Origin of the sequence: Flavobacterium subsaxonicum WB 4.1-42 = DSM 21790, assembly GCF_000422725.1 — a bacterium.
Lineage (GTDB): Bacteria > Bacteroidota > Bacteroidia > Flavobacteriales > Flavobacteriaceae > Flavobacterium > Flavobacterium subsaxonicum.
On sequence record NZ_KE383909.1, the window covers coordinates 777,293 to 798,143 of the forward strand.

Sequence of the window (20,851 nt, forward strand, 5' to 3'; positions counted from 1 at the left end):
CTTAAAAATTACACTTTTTTTACGTTGACTAACACAGCACGATCATCAAAATTGGTAACCTCTATTATAATAGGCTCATTGCCAGCTGTCCGGCCTTCTATTGTATAAAGCTTACCACCACCTTTTTGTGGTTTGTTACTTTTAGAAAAATCTATGTCGCCGTATTCTAAAGATTTCATAACGTCTTCCTGAGTAATGCCGGTAGCATTAAAAGCAGTATTTGCCTCTTTGCTAATTACAAGTCCTTTATCACGTATATTTTTTAGAGCCCTGCAGTTTGGCAGGTAACAAAAATCCTGGCCTCTTTTATTAAATATAAAAACTACAAGCATGCCACCAAGCAAAAGTCCAAAAAGGTAATACGCCAATCTATATGTAAATTTCATCTAATTTTTTTTGCAAAAGTAACTAAAATATGTAGCAGGGAAGGGGCAGTACTATATTTTATTAGTAAAAGCTGCAAATTAGTATACGTATACCCACTATAACCAAACAGCCGGCAAGTACCTGTAAAATAACATGGCTTTTTATTTTGTGAGACAACATAGCCCCAAGCTGTGCACCAGGTACAACGCCTATCGCTAAAAATAAGATCATGTGCACAGTTTCCTGATTTTCGTATGTTCCGTTAACTGCATGAGTGATTACGCTTACTGTGGCCATTACAGCGAGTATAAAGTGGGATGTTGCTGTTGCTATGCGAACTGGGAATTTGAGCCAGTTAACCATGGCTGGCACGTGTATAATGCCTCCTCCAATACCTAATAGCGGAGAGATATATCCAACCACAACGCTAATAATATTACCGTAGGTCTGGTTATAACAATATTTATAAGTAATGCCTTCCTTATCCGTTATGTTGTGTTGTTTACGTCCGTGGGTAGGAGAGGGCATCTCGAAGCCAACCTTCATTTTTTTGTTCTTTAAAAAAAGATATATAGATAGGGCCAGTAGTAATATGCCGAACACAATATTAAAAAGCTGTTTTGGAATATATTGAACAGTAAGTACACCTAAGATAGAACCTGGAATAGTGTAAGCTGCAAACACAAGTCCGGCTTTGTAATCTATCCGGCCAGACCTTGCATAGGCTGCTGTGCCCGATATGGCATTAACCGATACTACTGCTATTGAGATTGCAGTAGTAAGTTCCGGACCTAATTGCGGATAAAATATTAATAAAAGTGGTACAAGTATAAAACCGCCCCCGGCACCAATCAGGGTTCCAAATGTGCCTATTATAAAACCGGCTATTACAAGTATTGCACTTTCCAAATCGGGTAGGTTGTGTTTGTTTTATTGATTACAAACATCGCAATAAAATATCTAATTTTATAATTTTTTTTTCAGATTGTGTAATTTAATTCGTTGAACCATAATAATATGGTAAGAATATGGATTTAGTAGAGTAATAAATTTAATTGGGTAGAGTAGGAGTGAAAAATCAATTTTTTGCAGATCTAACCAAATTTTTAAGGATTACAATTTGCCCTAAATGGTAATGAATATGCTCTGAACTGCCTTGTAAATTTTTGTAGGCTGAAGAATATCCGGGCAGGATAGGGTCATGCAACAAAGCTTCGTCAAAACCTTTTACGGCCTCCGCCAATTCGTGAGCTGATCTTATATTATCGGCTTTTAAATTTTGCCAATCCTCTTCATTTTGCAAAGGATTCATTTCAAAACCATTACTTTCAGGAATTGTAACTGCAATACCATTAATGCGTTGTACCATTACTCTGTTCCAATACGTTAAATGATGCAGCAGGCTTGCTATTGTGTTGATGCTACCTGCTGTTACAGTTATAGCCTCATCAATTGTAATATCTGCTAAAGCATTTTTAAGATTACTTTCAGTCCAGTTATCGCCTTCATGCACATCAAGTATATGCTGTGCTATAAGTTCTTTTATATACATAGCTAATGTGATTTAGGTTAGTACAACTTTCTAAAACACTATAAGGTTAATATCGGTATAATCTATAGTAAACCATTCGCCTATGCTGCGGTTTGTAAGCCTGCCATGATAAAAATAAATACCGTGTTTTAAGCCTGCATTACAACGTATAGCACTTTCTATACCACCATCATCGGCCATTTGCAACAAGAACGGGCTAATGATATTACTGATGGATAATGAAGCCGTCTTGCTATAGCGAGACGGTATGTTTGGCACACAATAGTGCGTTACATTGTGCTTTACAAACGTTGGTTTTTCGTGAGTGGTAACTTCAGATGTTTCAAAGCAACCGCCTGTATCGATAGAAATATCTATAATAACAGCACCTTTTTTCATGCGCTCTACCATAGTTTCGCTTACTACAACAGGGCTACGGTCTTTGCCACGCATGGCACCAATGGCTACATCGCAGCGCATAAGTGCTTTAAGTACCGATTTTTCCTGTATTGTAGAGGTAAAGATACGTTGGTTTAAATTGTTTTGAAGTCGGCGCAGTTTGTTGATAGAATTATCAAAAACTTTAACGCTGGCACCAAGGCCCATGGCTGTTTTTGCGGCAAATTCGGCAGCAGTACCGGCACCTAAAATAACCACTTCGGTAGGAGGTACTCCTGTGATATTTCCAAAAAGAAGGCCTTTGCCTAATTTCTGGCTGATCATAAGTTCGGCTGCAATTAGTATTGAGGCAGTGCCTGCAATTTCGCTAAGCGATTTTACAGCAGGGTAGGAGCCATCTTCATCTTTTATAAACTCAAAGGCAAGGCCTGTTATTTTCTTGGTTTTAAGCGCCTCAAAATATTCTTTTTTCTGCGTCTTTAACTGTATGGCCGATATGATAAGCGTTTCCGGATTCATCATCTCGATCTCTTTTACACTTGGCGGCTCAACTTTAAGTATAACCGGGCAGCTAAAAACCTTTTTAGTATCGTGGGTAACTTCGGCACCGGCATCGCTATATTCTTTATCGGTATAGCTGGCATTAAGGCCCGCTCCGCACTCCATAAGCACGCGGTGGCCATGAGCAACAAGCGAGCTAACAGCATCTGGCGTTAGGCATATACGGCGCTCCTGGTACGATGTTTCTTTAGGTAAGCCAATAAAAAGTTCGCTGCGCTGTTTGGCTACTTCTAAGGTTTCTTCCTGTGGAAGCAATTGCTGCCTTGTAAAAGGTGTTAATGACATGGTAGGTATAATAATGGAAGACAATTTACAAAAAAATGGCAAATATAAGCAACTATTTTACAGTAAGATGCCTCCTGCCGTCGGGCAGCGTTTTTAGGGTTATTGTGGTATGATCTAACGGTATAAGGTTGGGCGTTTTTTCGGGCCATTCTATAAGGCAAAGCGAGCCAGAATAAAAATATTCGTCTATGCCCATGTCATAGGCCTCTTCCTCGCTATTAAGGCGGTAAAGGTCAAAATGATAGAGCGTTCGGCCATCCTCGGTCTCATACTCATTTACAAGCGAAAACGTGGGGCTTGAGGTCATTTCTTTAACCCCAAGCTGCCGCGCTAATGCTTTAATAAATGTTGTTTTACCCGCACCCATAGTGCCGTGTAACAGTATTATATTTTTAAGGTCTTTTGCAAGCACCTGTTGTGCTGCATGGTCTATTTCCGCCAGGGAAAAAGTAATTTCCATAATAGTTAGTGCCTCTTATTTAGGGTTAAATACCAGGAACGGAATAATCATTTCCTCTAACGATATACCGCCATGCTGGTAGCTGTTACGGTAATAGCTTACATAATGGTTGTAATTGTTTACGTAAGCCAAAAAGTAATCGTTTTTGGCAAATATGTACGAGCTGCTCATGTTTATGGTTGGCAGCTGTATGGCTTTAGGGTCTTTAACATGGTATACGTCGCGGTCTTCATACGTAAGGCTACGACCTGTTTTGTAACGCAGGTTAAGGCTTGTATTTCTATCGCCGATAACCTTGCTTGGGTTCTTAACGTTTATAGTACCGTGGTCTGTAGTAATAATTAATTTAAAGCCCATTTGCTGTGCCTGCTGGATAATTTCCAGTAGGGGAGAGTTACGGAACCAGCTTAATGTTAAAGACCTGTAGGCTTTATCGTTAGATGCCAACTCTTTAACCACGTCCATCTCTGTTTTAGCATGGCTAAGCATATCTACAAAGTTGTAAACAATAGTAGTAAGGTCGTTGTTTTTAAGGCCTTTAAAGTTCTCTACAAGCTTTTTACCATCTTTAAAGTTGGTAATTTTGTAGTATTCCTGTTTAAGTCCGCTAAGGCCTAATCGGCGCAACTGCTCTGTTAAAAATTCGCCTTCATACAGGTTTTTACCGCCATCATCAACATCATTTTTCCAGTACTGCGGATATTTCTTTTCCATTTCTAACGGGGTAAGCCCCGAGAATATAGCATTACGGGCATACTGTGTAGCTGTTGGTAGTATAGAATAATATGATGCCTCTTTTTCCAATTTGTAGTGGTTACCAATAACGCTTTCAAACGCTTTCCACTGGTCGTAGCGCAGGTTATCTATAACTACAAAAAGTATAGGTTCTTTTTTCTTAATTTCGGGTACAACCATTTCTTTAAACAGGTTGTGAGAAAGCACCGGTTTATCGCCTTTAGGGTCAAACCAATCTTCGTAATTGCGCTCAATAAATTTACCAAATTGCGAGTTAGCCTCTACCTTTTGCGACTCTAATATCTCTACCATACTCTGGTCTTCGATATTTTCGAGTTCCATTTCCCAAAAAATAAGGCGCTTATACATATCGGCCCATTCTTCAAAAGAATTTACCATGCCCATATCCATAGATATCTTGCGGAATTCTTTTTGGTAATCTAAAGTTGTTTTTGATGATATTAGGCGAGAGTGGTCCAGGTTTTTCTTTAACGAAAGCAGTATCTGGTTTGGATTTACTGGTTTAATAAGGTAATCGGCAATTTTAGAGCCAATAGCCTCTTCCATAATCATTTCCTCTTCGCTTTTAGTGATCATTATAATCGGCACCTGCGTTTTTTTCTCCTTCATTTCGGCTAAAACCTCAAGGCCACTTAGTCCGGGCATGTTTTCATCAAGAAAAACAATGTCAAAACTCTCTTTATCAAAAAGTACCAGTGCATCCTGGCCGTTGTTGGCAGTAGTAACATTATAGTTTTTTTTCTCTAAAAACATAATGTGGGGTTTAAGCATGTCTATCTCATCATCAACCCAGAGTATCTTAATCTCATTCATTTTATGAGTGTATTTTCGTTCGTAAATTAATCCTGCAAGTTATGTTTATTTAACAAATTTATTCCTAAATTTTTTATAAAATCATTAACTCTAAATTACTAATATTGTTGTTTAAAATCATTTTAATTTATGGTATACAAATTGGATTTTTATACTTCTCACAACCAATTTTACATTGCAGATAAAGACACAGATGGAGATACGGGAGCTGATAATTTTTGGTCTGACGAAGCTTTTGTAGACAGATTTGCAACAGGAAATGGCATTATAGGATTGAGGACTCAGTGCTATGGACCTGTTAAGGGAGAATTGATTGTTTTGGAAAAAGCTAACTCAGAATTTGACCTTTCGGAATTTGACCATATTGTTGAAGGAGGACTTGAAGTAAATTCAGGGGTATTACAAATTTCAGATTGTCCTAATAGTAGCTTAGAATTGGAAATAAAGGTAGATGCGGGTATCTATAAAGTCAGGATATATTCTTCAAATCTTAGAAGCGTAGAGGACGATGAAGGAGATGACTATTATAAAATTGAAATATGGCCGGATGCAGATATGGCAATTAATGTCCTGAAAAATTATGAGGAATAAAATCAAAAAAGGCCTGCAAAAATCTTTGCAAGCCTTCTCCTTCAATAACCTAAGTAACAAAAAATAACGTTATTATTGTTTTCCAGGCTTAGTTGAAGCTTTTTTAGTAACAGTATTATTTGTACCGGTTGTTACACGATTATCTTCTTCCTTCTTTTGCTTTTCTGCCTGCTCCTTCATTGCCTTTTCTTTATTTAGTTTGGCCTGTTGTGCTACCAAAGCATCTTTAGCCACCTGCTGCTCAGTAACCGTAGGCGGTTGCTGGTCTTGCCGCTCCTGTGTTTGCTGTGCCATTGCCAATGCTGTAAAGGCAAAAAAGGCTAATAGGGTTACAGTTAACTTTTTCATGGCAAGGTGCTATTTTTACTGTAGTAAAATTAATTAATAAGTTGTATAAAATTGCACGTAACTACATGATTAACCTATGTTTAACGCTAATTATTAATTTTCGTTAAAACCCTTACATAACGCGTTAAAAAATAGGGTAAGGCTTATATAAGCAAGGCTTTTAGTATCTTTGTTAAAAATTTGCGGTACTGTGAGCCAAATCAACAAGCTTAAAATTCTAAACGACCCTATTTATGGGTTTATATCTATAACTAATCCGCTGGTGTACGACCTTATCCAGCATCCTTACTTCCAGAGGCTTAGGCGTATTTCTCAAATGGGTATGTCGTACCTTGTTTACCCTGGTGCGCACCATACGCGTTTTCATCATGCCTTAGGTTGTATGCACATAATGCAAAAAACCATAGGTGTGCTTCGCTTTAAAGGCACCGATATTAGTGATGAAGAAGAAAATGCCCTGTGCATTGCCATATTATTGCACGATATTGGTCACGGACCCTTTTCGCACGCTATGGAGCATAGTATTGTAGAAAATGTTAACCACGAAGCTATTTCCATTTTGTTTATGGATAGCCTTAACGCTGCTTTTGATGGAAAGTTAACCCTTGCCATACAGATATTTAAAGGCGATTATCATCGTAAATTTATGCTGCAGCTTATATCGAGCCAGCTCGATATGGACCGTATGGACTACCTTAAGCGCGACAGCTTTTATAGCGGCGTGGCCGAGGGCAATATTAACTCCGAACGTTTAATACAAATGTTTAATGTTCAGGATGATATGCTGGTTATAGAGGAAAAGGGAATCTATTCGGTTGAAAAATTCCTTGTGGCCCGCAGGCTAATGTACTGGCAGGCTTACCTGCATAAAACAAGTGTAGCGGCAGAGCTGGTGCTTACCAAAATACTTAAGCGCGCTAAAGAGCTTACGCATCATGGTAAAGTGCTTCCGGCAAGCGACCCGTTGCAGTTTTTCCTTCAAAATAAAATATCGCTGGAAGATTTTAATGCCGACGTGCTTACAAAATTTTCGTACCTTGATGATTTTGATATTATTAGTGCTATTAAAGCATGGCAGTTTAACGACGATTTTGTGTTGAGCGAACTTAGCAAAATGATAATTAACCGCGATTTGCCAAAAATCAGGCTTCAGAGTGAAAAAGTGGCAAAAGAAGAGGTGCTGCAATTGCGTGGCGAAGTGATGGAAAAATATGACTTAACCGAAAAAGAAGCCGAATATTTTGTGTTTAAGGGTAAAATTAAAAACCAGGCCTATACAAAAACAGGCGAACCTATACATATATTAAAGAAAGACCGCACGGTAGAGGATGTTATTGAAGCCTCTGACCAGTTGAATTTAAAGGCATTATCTAAACCGGTAACTAAGTATTACCTCTGTTTTCCAAAAGTGCTTTTGGAAAAAGCCGCTTTTTAATTTAATTTTATATTTTTGTCGCGATGAAATTTACAGCAGAACAAATAGCGGGCATACTTGAAGGCGACATTGTGGGCAACCCACAGGCCGAAGTGCATAAGCTATCTAAAATAGAGGAGGGTGAGGCTGGTTCTATAACCTTTTTGGCTAATCCAAAGTACCTTCCTTACATATATACCACACAGGCATCTATTACAATTGTTAACCGTACTTTTGAGCCGGAAAACGAAATTTTAACTACCCTTATTAAGGTAGATGATGCTTATAAGGCATTTTCTAAGTTATTGGAGTATTACAACGAGGTTAAATTAATGAAATCGGGTATTGAGCAGCCATCGGTATTATCTGATAATGTTACCTACGGCGATAACCTTTATCTGGGCAGCTTTTGCTATGTTGGCAAGAATGTAAAAATTGGTAACAACGTAAAAATATATCCAAATACTTTTGTGGGCGATAACGTTTCTATTGGCAATAATACTATTTTATTTGCCGGTGTACGCGTCTATTCTGAAACAGAGATAGGCAATGGCTGTACTATACATTCTGGTTCTATTATCGGGTCTGATGGTTTTGGTTTTGTACCTAACGAAGAGGGTATCTACAGCAAAATACCTCAAATTGGCAACGTTGTTATCGAAGATAATGTAGATATAGGCTCGTGTACTACGATAGACAGGGCTACAATGGGCTCTACAATAATTAAAAAAGGCGTAAAGCTGGATAACCAGATACAAATTGCTCATAATGTTGTTATTGGCGAAAATACCGTTATAGCATCGCAAACCGGTGTGGCGGGTTCTACTAAAATAGGCAGTAATTGTATTATTGGTGGTCAGGTTGGCATTGTTGGCCATATAACAATAGGCAACAACGTACGCATACAGGCGCAGGCCGGTGTCGCAAAAAGTATCCCTGACGGAGAGATGATACAAGGCTCGCCATCAATGGGGTATTCTGATTTTAGCAAATCGTATGTACATTTTAGGAATCTTCCTAAAATTGTAGCTGATATAGAAGATCTTAAAAAATCAAATCTTAATAAAGAAGTAAATTAAAATAACATATAATGGTTAAACAAACCACAATCAAGAGTGAAATTTCATTAAAGGGCGTGGGCCTGCATACAGGTAAAGAGGTAACAATGACTTTTAAACCTGCGCCTGTTAACAACGGATATACTTTTGTAAGGGTAGATTTAGAGGGCCAGCCTGTTGTAGAAGCTGATGCCAATTATGTAGTAAATACACAAAGAGGTACCAACCTGGAGAAAAAGGGTGTTAAAATACAAACATCAGAACATGTGCTTGCTGCATTTGTTGGATGCGATGTAGATAACGTAATTATAGAGCTTGATGCTCCTGAGCCTCCAATTATGGATGGGTCTTCTAAATTTTTTGTAGAAGCCATAGAAACTGTTGGTGTAGAAGAGCAGGATGCCGAACGCAAGGTTTACATAGTTAAAGAAGTTATTTCTTATACTGATGAAGCTACCGGTAGCGAAATTATTTTAATGCCGGCAGATGACTACCAGGTTACTACCATGGTAGATTTTGGCACTAAAGTATTAGGCACCCAAAATGCTACACTTAAAAATATTAAAGATTTTAAATCTGAAATTGCCGATTCAAGAACCTTTAGCTTTTTACACGAGCTTGAAGCGTTATTGCAAAACGGACTTATAAAAGGGGGCGACCTTAACAATGCAATTGTGTATGTTGATAAGGAAATATCGCCTGAAACCATGGAAAGCCTTAAGGTTGCCTTTGGTAAAGAAAGCATAACCGTTAAGCCAAACGGTATTTTAGATAACCTTACACTGCATTATCCTAACGAGGCGGCACGCCACAAATTGCTTGACGTTATTGGCGATCTTGCTCTTATTGGTACACGCATTAGGGGTAAAGTTATTGCCAACAAACCTGGTCATTTTGTAAACACCCAGTTTGCTAAAAAAATATCTAAGATAATCAAGGCAGAACAGCGCAACCAAGTGCCGGTTTACGACCTACACAAGGAGCCGTTAATGGATATCCACAAAATAATGAGCATGTTGCCGCACAGGCCGCCATTTTTGTTGGTAGACAAAATACTTGAAATGAGCGAAAATCACGTGGTAGGGCTTAAAAACGTTACCATGAACGAGAGCTTTTTTATAGGCCACTTTCCGGGTGCGCCGGTTATGCCGGGCGTACTAATTGTAGAGGCTATGGCCCAGACGGGCGGTATACTTATACTTAGCACGGTACCGGATCCGGAAAATTACCTTACGTATTTTATGAAAATAGATAACGTTAAGTTTAAACATAAAGTGCTACCGGGCGATACCCTTGTATTTAACTGTAACCTTATATCGCCTATACGCAGGGGCATTTGCCACATGCATGCGGGCGCTTATGCCAATGGCAAACTTGTTGCCGAAGCCGAACTAATGGCACAAATAGCCAAAAAATAGTAATAAGAAACTTATGAATCAACCCTTAGCATATGTTCACCCGGGCGCCAAGATAGCCAAAAACGTGGTTATTGAGCCTTTTACCACAATTCATAATAATGTGGAAATTGGCGAAGGAACCTGGATTGGCTCTAACGTTACCATAATGGAAGGTGCCAGAATAGGCAAGAACTGTAATATTTTTCCGGGTGCAGTAATATCTGCAGTACCGCAGGATCTTAAATTTGGAGGTGAAGATTCACTTGCAATAATAGGTGATAACTCTACTGTGCGCGAATGTGTTACTATTAATAGAGGTACCGTAGCATCGGGCGTTACAAGGATAGGTAAAAACTGTCTTATTATGGCTGCTGCCCACGTTGCCCACGATTGTATTGTTGGCGATAATGCAATTATTGTAAATGGCGTTTTATTGGGTGGCCACGTTACTATAGGCAACTACGCTATTATTGGCGGTCTTTCGGCAGTGCACCAATTTATTAGCGTGGGAGACCACGCTATGATATCTGGCGGATCGCTGTTAAGAAAAGATGTTCCTCCATTTACTAAAGCGGCTAAAGAGCCTTTATCGTATGTGGGCATTAACTCTGTAGGCCTTAGAAGAAGGGGCTTTACAACTGAGAAGATCAGGGAGATACAGGATATTTACAGGATATTATACCAAAAAAATTACAATACTACACAAGCGCTTAGCATTATAGAGGCTGAAATGGAAGCTACTCCGGAGCGTGATGAAATCATACTTTTCATCAGGAATTCATCAAGAGGTGTAATGAAAGGCTACACAGGCTTTTAGTAAATTAGAATCAAACAAATTATAAAATAACAAACAATATAATAATGGCAAGTACATCAGATATCAGGAACGGGTTATGTATTAAATTTAACCACGACATATATAAAATAATCGAATTTCTTCATGTTAAACCGGGTAAAGGCCCAGCTTTCGTAAGAACTAAACTTAAAAGCCTTACCAATGGTAAAGTGCTTGATAATACTTTCTCTGCAGGTCATAAAATTGACGATGTAAGGGTAGAGACGCACAAATTCCAGTTTTTATATCCTGAAGGCGACCAGTACCACTTTATGCATACCGAAACTTACGAGCAAATATCATTACACAGGGATATCCTTGATGCTCCTGATTTGCTTAAAGAAGGCGAAACGGTTATGGTTATTATCAATGCTGAGACTGATGCGCCGCTATCTGTAGATATGCCATCATCTGTAGTTCTTGAAGTTACTTATGCAGAGCCGGGTGTTAAAGGTAATACTGCAACAAATGCTACTAAACCTGCTAAGTTAGAGACAGGTGCTTCTATAAACGTACCGTTGTTTATTAACGAAGGCGATAAAATTAAAATAGACACAGCTACAGGTTCTTACCTGGAGCGTGTTAAACAATAATTTAAAGTCGGCGAAAGCCGACTTTGTTATTTTACGGCAGTCAGTCGGGTATAATAAATATTTCGGTTGCATCTGTTTTCAAAAAAATTATAGTAAGTTAGCTTATACTTTATAAAGCATGAAATTCCCTAATGTTTATCCTTTAAAGGAAATTGCAGCCATTATTGGCAGCGAATATGTTGGCGATGATAATTACCCTGTACATGGCATGAACGAAATTCATGTGGTAGAACCGGGCGATATTGTTTTTGTAGATCATCCTAAATATTATGATAAAGCTCTGCAATCTTCTGCCACAATTATCTTAATAAATAAACAGGTAGATTGCCCTGAGGGTAAGGCACTGCTGATATCAGACGACCCTTTCAGGGACTTTAATGTGCTTACACGCCATTTCAGGCCGTTTATATCTTCTAACGTATCTATTGCGCCAAGCGCACAAATAGGCGAGGGTACTGTTATACAGCCCAATACTTTTGTAGGCAACAACGTAACCATTGGCACCAATTGCCTTATACACTCTAATGTAGCTATTTACGATAATACCATTATTGGCAATAACGTAATTATACATGCCGGTACCGTTTTAGGTGGCGATGCTTTTTATTATAAAAAACGCCCAGAAGGTTTTGATCAATTAATATCTGGCGGCCGAGTTGTTATTAAAGACAATGTTGGTATTGGTGCCGCCTGTACTATAGATAAAGGCGTTACCGGAGATACCACAATAGGCGAGGGCACTAAAATAGACAACCAGGTACATATTGGGCATGATACCATTATCGGCAAAAAATGCCTTATCGCATCGCAAACCGGTATTGCCGGCTGCGTTATAATCGAAGACGAAGTTACTATTTGGGGTCAGGTAGGTGTAACAAGTGCCATTACTATTGGTACTAAAGCAGTTATACAGGCTCAGACAGGTGTTTCTAAGTCGTTAGAAGGTGGTAAAGTGTATTTTGGCAGCCCTGCCGAAGAAGCCCGCGAGAAACTGAAGCAAATGGCGAATGTTAAGCGCATACCTGAGATATTAGAAAAATTAAAGTAATACTATATGGCTGCAAAAGAACTTGTTCAGGAATATTATAGGTCTGATGCTTTGCGTAACCCGCAGGTAATGGAACGTTTTATACACAACGATTTTAATTTGCAGTGGTACAGCTCTAAAGGTTATTTTGAAGCCGACAGGAGCGATATACTGGCACTTGCCGGCGAATTAAACAAGTCGTATGCAAGCTCGCACATAGAAATTAGCCATATAATTGCCGAGGGTAATCAGGTTTCTGTTCGCTATACCCACCATGTTACCACTATAGAAAACCCTACCGAAGATATGATACTTGCCCATTTTATGGTGGTATGGGAAATTAAAGATGATAAGCTATACAGGGGCTATTTAATGAGCCAGCTTGATTAAACGCATTAAGCTGATTAAGCAGAAAATTCTGCAAATTTGATATACAAATAATAAAAAAACCTTTATAGGTATTAGTTAAAAACCTATTTTTGTACCGCTAATACGAAAATTAATAAAATATATATCATGAGTGTTTTAGTTAATAAAGATTCCAAAATAATTGTACAGGGGTTTACAGGTAGTGAAGGTACTTTTCACGCAACCCAAATGATCGAATATGGTACTAATGTAGTTGGTGGTGTTACACCGGGTAAAGGTGGTACAACCCATTTAGACCGCCCCGTTTTTAATACTGTAAGAGATGCAGTAGAAATTGCAGGTGCAGATACTACAATCATTTTCGTTCCGCCGGCGTTTGCTGCTGATGCAATTATGGAAGCTGCCGAAGCAGGCATCAAAGTAATTATTACAATTACAGAAGGTATTCCTGTGGCAGACATGATTAAAGCTTTTGATTACATTCAAGATAAAGATTGCCGCCTTATAGGCCCTAACTGCCCTGGTGTTATTACTCCCGGAGAGGCTAAAGTTGGTATTATGCCGGGCTTTGTATTTAAAAAAGGTACTGTTGGTATTGTATCTAAATCTGGTACGCTTACTTATGAAGCTGCCGACCAGGTTGTTAAACAAGGTTTAGGTATTACAACGGCTATTGGTATTGGTGGCGACCCAATTATTGGTACTACCACTAAAGAGGCTGTTGAATTGCTTATGAATGATCCTGAAACCGAAATCATTATAATGATTGGTGAAATTGGTGGCCAGCTTGAAGCTGACGCTGCTAAATGGGTTAAAGCTGATGGTAACAGGAAACCGGTTGTTGGCTTTATTGCCGGCGAAACTGCTCCTAAAGGCCGTACAATGGGTCATGCTGGTGCAATTGTTGGTGGCGCGGATGATACTGCCGAAGCTAAAAAACGCATTATGAGAGAGAACGGTATTCACGTGGTAGATTCTCCTGCAGAAATTGGATTGAAAGTTAAAGAAATTTTAGGTTAATCCTTTAATTGCTATATAGTTAAATGCCCCTTTATGGGGCATTTTTATTTTATTAGCTCTAATGCTTTTGTAAATGTTTCGGTGCTATTTTTAGTAAAGTATTGTGGTAAATAATCTTCACGCGGAGTACCATTTACATGGTACATTTTCTCAATGGGTATTTGGTAGCCTATCTTAATATTTTTCATGCTAAAAGTGTGTATAGCACCAATTAATCCTGCCATTTTTGTGCCTGTAATTTTTGCGCGTTTCATGGCATCAAATCCAATAGCCATGCCTTCGCCCATGCTGCCTGTCCAGTGGCCTACCATAATCACTACTTTATTTTTGTAGGTTGTTTTTCTGGGTGTTACATATTCTACCCACGATCGTACAGTGCCAAATTCTTTTTCGTTAATTACATGTTTTTGGTACGGTAGTTCTTTATCTGTAAACCTGCCCATAATACCTCGTGCTACCGTTGTATTGCCACCACCCGGAGTTTCGGTTAGGTCTAAAATAATCCCCTTTGTTTGCATTAAGATATCGAAAGCTTTATCAAACGCTGTTATTAAATTATTGTCTCCTAAAGTATTATTGATCTTTATGTACCCAATATTGCCATCTAAAATTTTGTATTCTAATAAATCAGTCGTAGCACTTACTTCAAAATCATCAGGATAAATTGTTTTTAGGGCTCCATTTTCTTTAATGGTAAATTCCCTCTTTTTATCATAAGTGCCGGCCAACAACATATTTAAAGCGTACTCGTACATTACAGGTGTATAGGAAATGGCAGATTTTGGAAGGAACTTCTGTAATTGTATATCAATAGGCTTACCGTTGAAAAGTACAATTTCCATACCCGGCTTCAGGCCACTCTTTTCGGCTTTTGAAGCAATGCGGACGTCAGTTATATAATACAAATCTCCTTTTTTCTCAGCAAATACATCAGCCCCGCTTGGAATGATCCTGTTGGAGGTGGTATAGTTTGTGTTTAAAGAAATATGCCCGTTATGAAATTCATTTACCACTTGTTCTAAAAGGCAGGTAAACTGGTAGTTGTTTTTAATGGTATCGATAGCTGGCAGGTAGATTTCCTTGGCCTTATTCCAGTCGATACCGCTGCCTTCAAAATAGGCGTAATTAGCATTATAATCTTCCCAAAATTCTAAAAAATCTTCTTTGTAAATATTTTGTGCACGTACATTGCTGCTGCAAAGTAGAGCTATACATGCAATAGCGCTTAGGCGTAAGAAATTCATTTTCTTTTCTTACAAATATATAAAAATCTCTATACCGATAGTTACGACAGTTTATCCAGCAATGCTTTTAGGTCTACAGCATCGTTAAAAAAGTTAGCCCACAGGTCGCCTTTTTCTTTAACACGCTCTGGCAGGGTTTTAATGTTATAGTTTTTAAGGTCGAAATTTTTATCGTTCAGTTCATCCCATTCTAAAGGGGTGCTTGCTGTAGCGCCTTCGCGCGGGCGAAGCGAGTAGGCGCAGGCCATAGTCTTGCCTTTACCATTTTGCAGAAAGTCCAGATATACTTTGCCAATACGCTTTTTGGGCATGCGTTCCAGGCTTGTTATTTTAGGCAGCGCACTGTTAACGGCCTGACTTATAATATGAGAAAAATCCCGACTTTGGTCATACGTATATTTTGGGAGGATGGGGATAAATACGTGCAGGCCTTTTCCACCCGATGTTTTAAGGTAACCATTAATACCCAGGCTGTCTAAAATTTCTTTTACTTTTTTTGCGGTTGTAACCAGGTCTTTGATAGAAGCCTGGTTGGGGTCGAGGTCAAAAATAATATAGTCGGGGTTATCCAGGGTGCCAATGCGGCTGCTCCAAGGGTTAATTTCTATACAGCCACGATTGGCCATATAAATAAGTGTTTCTTTATCGTTACAGATAAGGTACTCAATATCTTCTTTAGTCGAATCAGAGTGTATTTTTTCTGTCTGGGCCCAGTCCGGTGCAGAGCCAGCCACATTTTTTTGAAAGAAGCCATCTTTGTCAATACCATTTGGCGTTCTTCGCATCGATTGTGGCCTGTCTTTTATGTATGGCATAATCCATTGTGCCATTTCATCGTAATAATTAATTACATCGCCCTTGGTGTAGCCTTCTTTGGGCCAGAATATTTTGTCAGGGTGGGTAACTTCTGCCTTCGAATGATCCCACCCTTTTTTTGCAACAGCTTTAGATGCCGGTTTTTTGGTGGCAGGTTTTTTCGTAACCGCCTTTTTGGGCTCGGCTTTTGGCTTTTCTGTGGTGTCGACTGCTGATTTTTCTTTAGTGTTTTTTTTCACAGCTTTTTTTGTTTTTTCTTCGGGTACGATTTTTTCAGTTGATGAAGCAACTTCTCTAACAACCTTTTTCGGATCTTTATCGTTTCTTAAAGCAATAAAAACTGGATGGCGAAGGCTGTTTGTTTCTGTCCATTCGCTGTATTTTATCTGGGCAACCAACTCAGGCTTTATAAAGTGAATGCCGCGTTCTTTAGGTTTAACCGAGAACGGTGATGTTTTTTGCTCCAATTTAAGTAACTTTTCGTGCATGTCTTTAAGCGACTCTTCGTTAAAGCCGGTACCAACTTTGCCGGAGTAAACAAGTTTGCCATCCTCATAATATCCCAGCAGTAGCGAACCAAAGGCTGTACGCGACCCCTGCGGATCTGTAAAGCCGCCAATAACCATTTCCTGCTCTTTGCTTACTTTTATTTTAAGCCAGTCTTTACTTCGCTTATTTACATAGTATTTAGACGTAAGTTTTTTTGCAATTAGGCCTTCGCCGCCATTTTTTTGCACCTGTTTAATAGCTTTGCTACCGTTGCCAATGGTATGGCCGGAATAAATTATCTCGTCAGATTGTGGTAATAATGCCTCTAATATCTTTTTACGCTGAACCAATCCCAACGAAGTAAGGTCGAAACCATTAAAATACAAAATGTCAAAAACATAACACTTAAGTTTTCCCCTGTTTGGGTTTTCGGCAAAATATTGGAGCCACTGAAAATGGCTTATGCCTTTCTCGTCTTCAACAACAATTTCTCCATCCAAAACTACATCGTTGGTTATGGCCTCAAAAGCCTTAACTAACGGTGCGTATTTTTTATTGAAGGAAATGCCGTTACGTGATACTAAATTAACCTTGCCTTTGTTAACCTGGATAATGGCCCTGTAGCCATCATATTTAATTTCGTAAGCCCATTCTTTACTGTCAAAAACCTCATCGGTTAGGGTAGCTAATTGCGGCAGCCATTCGATAGGGAAATCCTTTAACTGTTTGGCATTGGCAACATCGTCAGGTGTAAAAGCAACTGGAGCATCTATTGATTCAACATCTGCATCTGTACCAGCCTTTTTAGGAGTAGCCCTTTTACTTTTAGATTTATCGTTTTTATTGCTGTTCCAAACGTCCGATTTTTTATCCTCTTCAATCTCTTCAAGGGTACGGCCGGTTAAAACTGAGGTCTGGTCGAAATCTTTTTTGTCGGCATAATCGTCTTTACCCTTCATCAGCAGCCATTCCTGGTCCTTGCCATGCATGTGCACTAAATGATACGAGCCTTTAAGCTTCTTGCCTTTCATAACAACCTTAATATTGCCTTCTTCGTGCATTTTGCGCAGCATCTTTTCGCTTTCTTCAACATCATCGCTGCCTTCGGCAAGATACGTACCGGTATCCCAAACCATAACAGTACCGCCCCCATATTGCCCTTTGGGTATGGTGCCTTCAAAATCGATATAATCCATTGGGTGATCTTCAACATGCATGGCCAGGCGCTTTACCGAAGTATCGGCAATAGGGCCTTTTGGCACAGCCCAACTTACCAGCACGCCATCTATCTCTAACCTAAAATCGTAGTGCAGACGCGATGCATCGTGCTTTTGTACCACAAAATGAAGCTCTTTGCCTCCTTTTTTTACTTTTCCTTTAGGTTCGGCAGTTTTTTTAAAATCACGTTTTTTATTATATTCAGATAATTTAGGCATGGCAATTAATTTTTAATAGCGGCTAAACTTGCTTTTAACTGTTCTAACAAATCGTCTTTGGCTCCGGTGCTGGCTTTACGTTTACGTGCAGGGGCAGCCGGTTTTTCGGCACCTTTAGCAGCCGATTTTTTCTTGATCATCTTAATCAGTTCTTCTTTATAAGTGTCTTTATATTTAGACGGATCGAAAGAATCAGTAAGTTGGTCTATAATGGTAAGCGCCATGTCCAGCTCTTTTTTAGATATTTTAATATCGGTAGGGATAAGGGTAGCCTCTTCCGGATCGCGCAGTTCGTCATTAAACCTGATTTGGATAAGCAGTATGGCATCATCCTCAACCTTGAGGATGCCTAAGTGTTGTGTGGTGCGCATTACAAATTTGCAAAGGCCCACTTTTTCTGATTTTTTAAGTGCTTCTCTTAAAAGTGCGTACACTTTTTTAGCATCTTTAGAGGGCTCCACTATATAAGGCTTTTCCAGGTATTTAGACGGAATTTCATCCTCCTTTATAAACTCAAAAATATCTATAGTCTGTGTTTTTTCGGGCGATATTTTAGCAAAATCGTCTTTGTCTAAAACAACATAATCGCCATTTTCTTTACGGTAACCTTTGGCAATTTCATCCCAGGGCACTTCCTGTCCGTCTTTTTTACAAACACGCACATATTGTATGGCGCACTTGTCTTTTTGACGAATCATATCCAGGTTTATATTATGAGAATTTGTACCGCTGTATAATTTTATGGGAATGTTTACCAACCCAAAACTGATGCTCCCTTTCCAGATTGCCTTCATAATTGTTTTATTAGTTTTTTAGCTAAGAATATTGATAGCCTGTTGGTTATCGATTATTAAAGTTAAATAGAATAGGGGCAGGTAGCTAAGGTTTTAATACTACTTTCACATAAGCCGGAAATATGGAGGGATAGCAATGTTTAATTTAATATGATTGCGGTATATATACTTACAACAAGTTATCATCAAACACAGACATCTTAAAAGTTAATTATCGCTAAATTGTAGTATAAAATCAGGTTATTTACTTTAAAATTATATACTGAATAAAAAAAGTGAATTATTTTTTTATTATTCGTTATTATATAATTGCTAAATTAGTATATTTATGCAAAAATAGTATATATGGAGATTTTAGCCTGCCCAAAATGCCAGGGAAACCACATTGTAAAAAGCGGCGTGATTAACGATAAACAAAGGTATTTATGCAAAAGCTGCAACTATTATTTTACGGTAAATAAGATTGGTAAAAAGATAGATAACTATTATGTAACCAAAGCGTTGCAATTGTACCTTGAAGGCCTTAGCTACAGGGAGATTGAGCGCATACTGGGGGTATCTCACGTAACGGTTAGCAACTGGGTAAAAGAGTTTAAGGTTAAGAAGCCTGCTCATGGCGATTATCATCCTACTTACAAGATATTTAACCACTTAGAACTTGTGGAATACCTTAAGAACAAGCAGCAATTATCTGGTGCGGGAATGATTATAACGGAGTTAGGCGACAAGTTTATGCTTATAAAATGGGAGCGTTTTAAAGATTAAACTATAGTCTTTACAAATATATATACTAATATTTTTTCTATTCGGTTGTTTTTTGGAATTTGGCTGTATCGAAAACGATATTCCAACAGCAAATTAACAACTATGAAACGATTATTAACCATTGCAGGCCTGTTACTGTTTTCGGCAGCAGGTTTTGCCCAGGGATCTACCGAGTACAATTCCGGGCTCAAGTTTAACCTGGACTCAACAGGCAACAAATACATGCGGGCCATTATCTGGGACCAGATCTGGTTTCGGTCTACCGAAATGAACCCCGGTACTATGATAAATGGCGAAGAGGCATCCAGTAGTACCGATATTGGCAACAGGCGCCTTAGGATATTGCTTTATGCGCAAATATCTAAACGCTACATGATACTAACGCACTTTGGTATTAACAACCAAACGTTTACAAATGGCGGTGCGGCAGGAACAACAGGTACAGGCGGGTACGGGCAGGGCAAAAAACCGGGTATGTTTTTTCATGATGCCTGGAACGAGTATGCAGTGGTTTTACCTCAGGAAGGTAAAAAGTTCAGCCTGTCTTTAGGTGGTGGTTTGCACTATTATATGGGGCTTTCGAGATCTACAATGGCATCTACATTAAATTTTTTAACAGCAGATGCGCCTATATTTAACTGGCCGTTAATTGAAAACTCCGACCAGTTTGCACGCCAAATGGGGCTTTTTGCTAAAGGTAAATACGGCCATTTCGAATATCGCGTAAGCTACAACAAACCTTTTGCCACCAACCTTGTACCGGTAGATGTACCAACTGGCGGCAAAGAGGTAGCGGTAGATAACAGCGGCAATACTAAATGGAGCAGGGCCGGTTATTTTGAATACCAATTTTTTGATATAGAATCTAACCTGTTGCCTTACAAGGTGGGTAGTTACCTGGGTACAAAAAAAGTATTTAACATAGGTGCAGGTTTTTACAATGCACCCGATGCCACACAATCATCAGTTAATACTCAAATTAGAAAACATGATATAACATTACTTGCTGCCGATGCCTTTTTAGATATGCCAATTGGCAGTAAAAAAGGCGCAATTACAGCCTACAGTGTATTTTATGATTACGATTTTGGACCCAATTACCTGCGTAATTTAGGTATTATGAATGTTGGTGTTGCCAACCCTGATTATGTGGGGCAGGCAGCCCTTGCAGGAGCCGGTAACTTGCAGCCGACTATGGGTAGCGGTACTATCTGGTACACACAGGCAGGTTTTTTAATACCCGATTCGTCGGCCAAGCCCATTGTAAGGTTCCAGCCATTTGGGGCGTTTACGCATAAAAACTTTGATGCTTTAGACAAAGCCAGTTCGCAGTTTGATATTGGTGCCAACTTTTTTATAGACGGCCACCATGCTAAAATAACCACACAATATTCTACAAGGCCGGTGTATACAGCACTTAACGATTCGAGCCTTAAAGGCGAATTCCTGGTTCAACTTCAAATATATCTATAACCTTAACTATT

The 20,851-nt window shown here is 39.0% G+C and carries 21 protein-coding genes; 11 read left to right on the forward strand and 10 right to left on the reverse strand.

The genetic code is table 11. The features are described from left to right. Positions 1-8 precede the first annotated feature (8 nt). The 6 genes from G509_RS0113835 to porX form a co-directional block, all read right to left on the reverse strand. A complete protein-coding gene (locus G509_RS0113835; protein WP_026992069.1) occupies positions 9-386 on the reverse strand; it encodes a DUF4258 domain-containing protein in 378 nt (125 codons plus the stop codon). 61 nt (positions 387-447) lie between these two features. Further along, positions 448-1,275, reverse strand: coding sequence for a sulfite exporter TauE/SafE family protein (locus G509_RS0113840; RefSeq protein ID WP_026992070.1), 828 nt, complete (start codon positions 1,273-1,275; stop codon positions 448-450). A gap of 169 nt (positions 1,276-1,444) precedes the next feature. Then, the gene (locus tag G509_RS0113845) at positions 1,445-1,918 is read right to left on the reverse strand and encodes a DinB family protein (RefSeq protein ID WP_026992071.1); all 474 of its coding nucleotides are present in this window, start codon (positions 1,916-1,918) and stop codon (positions 1,445-1,447) included. Between the two features lie 30 nt (positions 1,919-1,948). After that, positions 1,949-3,142, reverse strand: coding sequence for an alanine dehydrogenase (locus G509_RS0113850; protein ID WP_026992072.1), 1,194 nt, complete (start codon positions 3,140-3,142; stop codon positions 1,949-1,951). A gap of 52 nt (positions 3,143-3,194) precedes the next feature. Continuing rightward, positions 3,195-3,602, reverse strand: a complete 408-nt coding sequence (gene tsaE / locus G509_RS0113855; protein ID WP_026992073.1) for a tRNA (adenosine(37)-N6)-threonylcarbamoyltransferase complex ATPase subunit type 1 TsaE — start codon at positions 3,600-3,602, stop codon at positions 3,195-3,197. Positions 3,603-3,617: 15 nt separating this feature from the next. Beyond that, on the reverse strand, positions 3,618-5,171 hold the full coding sequence (gene porX, locus G509_RS0113860) for a T9SS response regulator signal transducer PorX (protein WP_026992074.1): 1,554 nt from the start codon (positions 5,169-5,171) through the stop codon (positions 3,618-3,620). A 129-nt stretch (positions 5,172-5,300) separates the two neighbouring features. Between porX and G509_RS22945 the strand changes: the two genes are divergently transcribed. After that, on the forward strand, positions 5,301-5,762 hold the full coding sequence (locus tag G509_RS22945; protein ID WP_026992075.1) for a hypothetical protein: 462 nt from the start codon (positions 5,301-5,303) through the stop codon (positions 5,760-5,762). 72 nt (positions 5,763-5,834) lie between these two features. Here G509_RS22945 and G509_RS0113870 read toward each other — a convergent pair whose 3' ends face one another. Further along, complete coding sequence (locus tag G509_RS0113870) at positions 5,835-6,110, reverse strand: hypothetical protein (protein WP_026992076.1); 276 nt, start codon at positions 6,108-6,110, stop codon at positions 5,835-5,837. Positions 6,111-6,300: 190 nt separating this feature from the next. Between G509_RS0113870 and G509_RS0113880 the strand changes: the two genes are divergently transcribed. The 8 genes from G509_RS0113880 (at position 6,301) to sucD (ending at position 13,823) form a co-directional block, all read left to right on the forward strand. Then, positions 6,301-7,545 carry an HD domain-containing protein gene (locus tag G509_RS0113880; RefSeq protein ID WP_026992077.1) on the forward strand — a complete coding sequence of 415 codons (1,245 nt, stop codon included), beginning with the start codon at positions 6,301-6,303 and terminating at the stop codon, positions 7,543-7,545. A 23-nt stretch (positions 7,546-7,568) separates the two neighbouring features. After that, positions 7,569-8,603, forward strand: coding sequence for a UDP-3-O-(3-hydroxymyristoyl)glucosamine N-acyltransferase (gene lpxD / locus G509_RS0113885; protein WP_026992078.1), 1,035 nt, complete (start codon positions 7,569-7,571; stop codon positions 8,601-8,603). 11 nt (positions 8,604-8,614) lie between these two features. After that, positions 8,615-10,000, forward strand: a complete 1,386-nt coding sequence (locus tag G509_RS0113890; RefSeq protein ID WP_026992079.1) for a bifunctional UDP-3-O-[3-hydroxymyristoyl] N-acetylglucosamine deacetylase/3-hydroxyacyl-ACP dehydratase — start codon at positions 8,615-8,617, stop codon at positions 9,998-10,000. 13 nt (positions 10,001-10,013) lie between these two features. Continuing rightward, a complete protein-coding gene (lpxA, locus tag G509_RS0113895; protein WP_026992080.1) occupies positions 10,014-10,796 on the forward strand; it encodes an acyl-ACP--UDP-N-acetylglucosamine O-acyltransferase in 783 nt (260 codons plus the stop codon). A gap of 44 nt (positions 10,797-10,840) precedes the next feature. Then, on the forward strand, positions 10,841-11,407 hold the full coding sequence (gene efp, locus G509_RS0113900) for an elongation factor P (protein ID WP_026992081.1): 567 nt from the start codon (positions 10,841-10,843) through the stop codon (positions 11,405-11,407). Between the two features lie 118 nt (positions 11,408-11,525). Beyond that, entirely contained in the window at positions 11,526-12,455 is a 930-nt protein-coding gene (locus tag G509_RS0113905; RefSeq protein ID WP_026992082.1) for a UDP-3-O-(3-hydroxymyristoyl)glucosamine N-acyltransferase, read from the forward strand. A 6-nt stretch (positions 12,456-12,461) separates the two neighbouring features. Then, positions 12,462-12,824 carry a nuclear transport factor 2 family protein gene (locus G509_RS0113910; RefSeq protein WP_026992083.1) on the forward strand — a complete coding sequence of 121 codons (363 nt, stop codon included), beginning with the start codon at positions 12,462-12,464 and terminating at the stop codon, positions 12,822-12,824. A 126-nt stretch (positions 12,825-12,950) separates the two neighbouring features. Further along, positions 12,951-13,823, forward strand: coding sequence for a succinate--CoA ligase subunit alpha (sucD, locus tag G509_RS0113915; protein WP_026992084.1), 873 nt, complete (start codon positions 12,951-12,953; stop codon positions 13,821-13,823). Between the two features lie 44 nt (positions 13,824-13,867). Here sucD and G509_RS0113920 read toward each other — a convergent pair whose 3' ends face one another. From G509_RS0113920 to ku, 3 genes are read right to left on the reverse strand one after another with little or no spacing between them, the layout of a single operon-like run. Next, positions 13,868-15,067, reverse strand: a complete 1,200-nt coding sequence (locus G509_RS0113920) for a S41 family peptidase (RefSeq protein ID WP_051200230.1) — start codon at positions 15,065-15,067, stop codon at positions 13,868-13,870. A gap of 41 nt (positions 15,068-15,108) precedes the next feature. Further along, positions 15,109-17,808, reverse strand: coding sequence for a DNA ligase D (gene ligD / locus G509_RS0113925; protein ID WP_035738979.1), 2,700 nt, complete (start codon positions 17,806-17,808; stop codon positions 15,109-15,111). Between the two features lie 5 nt (positions 17,809-17,813). Beyond that, on the reverse strand, positions 17,814-18,602 hold the full coding sequence (gene ku / locus G509_RS0113930) for a non-homologous end joining protein Ku (RefSeq protein WP_026992087.1): 789 nt from the start codon (positions 18,600-18,602) through the stop codon (positions 17,814-17,816). A 345-nt stretch (positions 18,603-18,947) separates the two neighbouring features. Here ku and G509_RS0113935 point away from each other — a divergent pair, with 345 nt between their 5' ends. Then, a complete protein-coding gene (locus G509_RS0113935) occupies positions 18,948-19,367 on the forward strand; it encodes an IS1/IS1595 family N-terminal zinc-binding domain-containing protein (protein ID WP_026992088.1) in 420 nt (139 codons plus the stop codon). A 102-nt stretch (positions 19,368-19,469) separates the two neighbouring features. After that, on the forward strand, positions 19,470-20,840 hold the full coding sequence (locus G509_RS0113940; RefSeq protein ID WP_026992089.1) for a hypothetical protein: 1,371 nt from the start codon (positions 19,470-19,472) through the stop codon (positions 20,838-20,840). Positions 20,841-20,851 lie beyond the last annotated feature (11 nt).

Coding starts and splice junctions, on each gene's coding strand:
- G509_RS0113835 (WP_026992069.1), bottom strand. CDS start 386: ATGAAATTTACATATAGATTGGCGTATTACCTTTTTGGACTTTTGCTT.
- G509_RS0113845 (WP_026992071.1), bottom strand. CDS start 1,918: ATGTATATAAAAGAACTTATAGCACAGCATATACTTGATGTGCATGAA.
- G509_RS0113850 (WP_026992072.1), bottom strand. CDS start 3,142: ATGTCATTAACACCTTTTACAAGGCAGCAATTGCTTCCACAGGAAGAA.
- tsaE (WP_026992073.1), bottom strand. CDS start 3,602: ATGGAAATTACTTTTTCCCTGGCGGAAATAGACCATGCAGCACAACAG.
- porX (WP_026992074.1), bottom strand. CDS start 5,171: ATGAATGAGATTAAGATACTCTGGGTTGATGATGAGATAGACATGCTT.
- G509_RS22945 (WP_026992075.1), top strand. CDS start 5,301: ATGGTATACAAATTGGATTTTTATACTTCTCACAACCAATTTTACATT.
- G509_RS0113870 (WP_026992076.1), bottom strand. CDS start 6,110: ATGAAAAAGTTAACTGTAACCCTATTAGCCTTTTTTGCCTTTACAGCA.
- lpxD (WP_026992078.1), top strand. CDS start 7,569: ATGAAATTTACAGCAGAACAAATAGCGGGCATACTTGAAGGCGACATT.
- G509_RS0113890 (WP_026992079.1), top strand. CDS start 8,615: ATGGTTAAACAAACCACAATCAAGAGTGAAATTTCATTAAAGGGCGTG.
- lpxA (WP_026992080.1), top strand. CDS start 10,014: ATGAATCAACCCTTAGCATATGTTCACCCGGGCGCCAAGATAGCCAAA.
- efp (WP_026992081.1), top strand. CDS start 10,841: ATGGCAAGTACATCAGATATCAGGAACGGGTTATGTATTAAATTTAAC.
- G509_RS0113905 (WP_026992082.1), top strand. CDS start 11,526: ATGAAATTCCCTAATGTTTATCCTTTAAAGGAAATTGCAGCCATTATT.
- G509_RS0113910 (WP_026992083.1), top strand. CDS start 12,462: ATGGCTGCAAAAGAACTTGTTCAGGAATATTATAGGTCTGATGCTTTG.
- sucD (WP_026992084.1), top strand. CDS start 12,951: ATGAGTGTTTTAGTTAATAAAGATTCCAAAATAATTGTACAGGGGTTT.
- G509_RS0113920 (WP_051200230.1), bottom strand. CDS start 15,067: ATGAATTTCTTACGCCTAAGCGCTATTGCATGTATAGCTCTACTTTGC.
- ligD (WP_035738979.1), bottom strand. CDS start 17,808: ATGCCTAAATTATCTGAATATAATAAAAAACGTGATTTTAAAAAAACT.
- ku (WP_026992087.1), bottom strand. CDS start 18,602: ATGAAGGCAATCTGGAAAGGGAGCATCAGTTTTGGGTTGGTAAACATT.
- G509_RS0113935 (WP_026992088.1), top strand. CDS start 18,948: ATGGAGATTTTAGCCTGCCCAAAATGCCAGGGAAACCACATTGTAAAA.
- G509_RS0113940 (WP_026992089.1), top strand. CDS start 19,470: ATGAAACGATTATTAACCATTGCAGGCCTGTTACTGTTTTCGGCAGCA.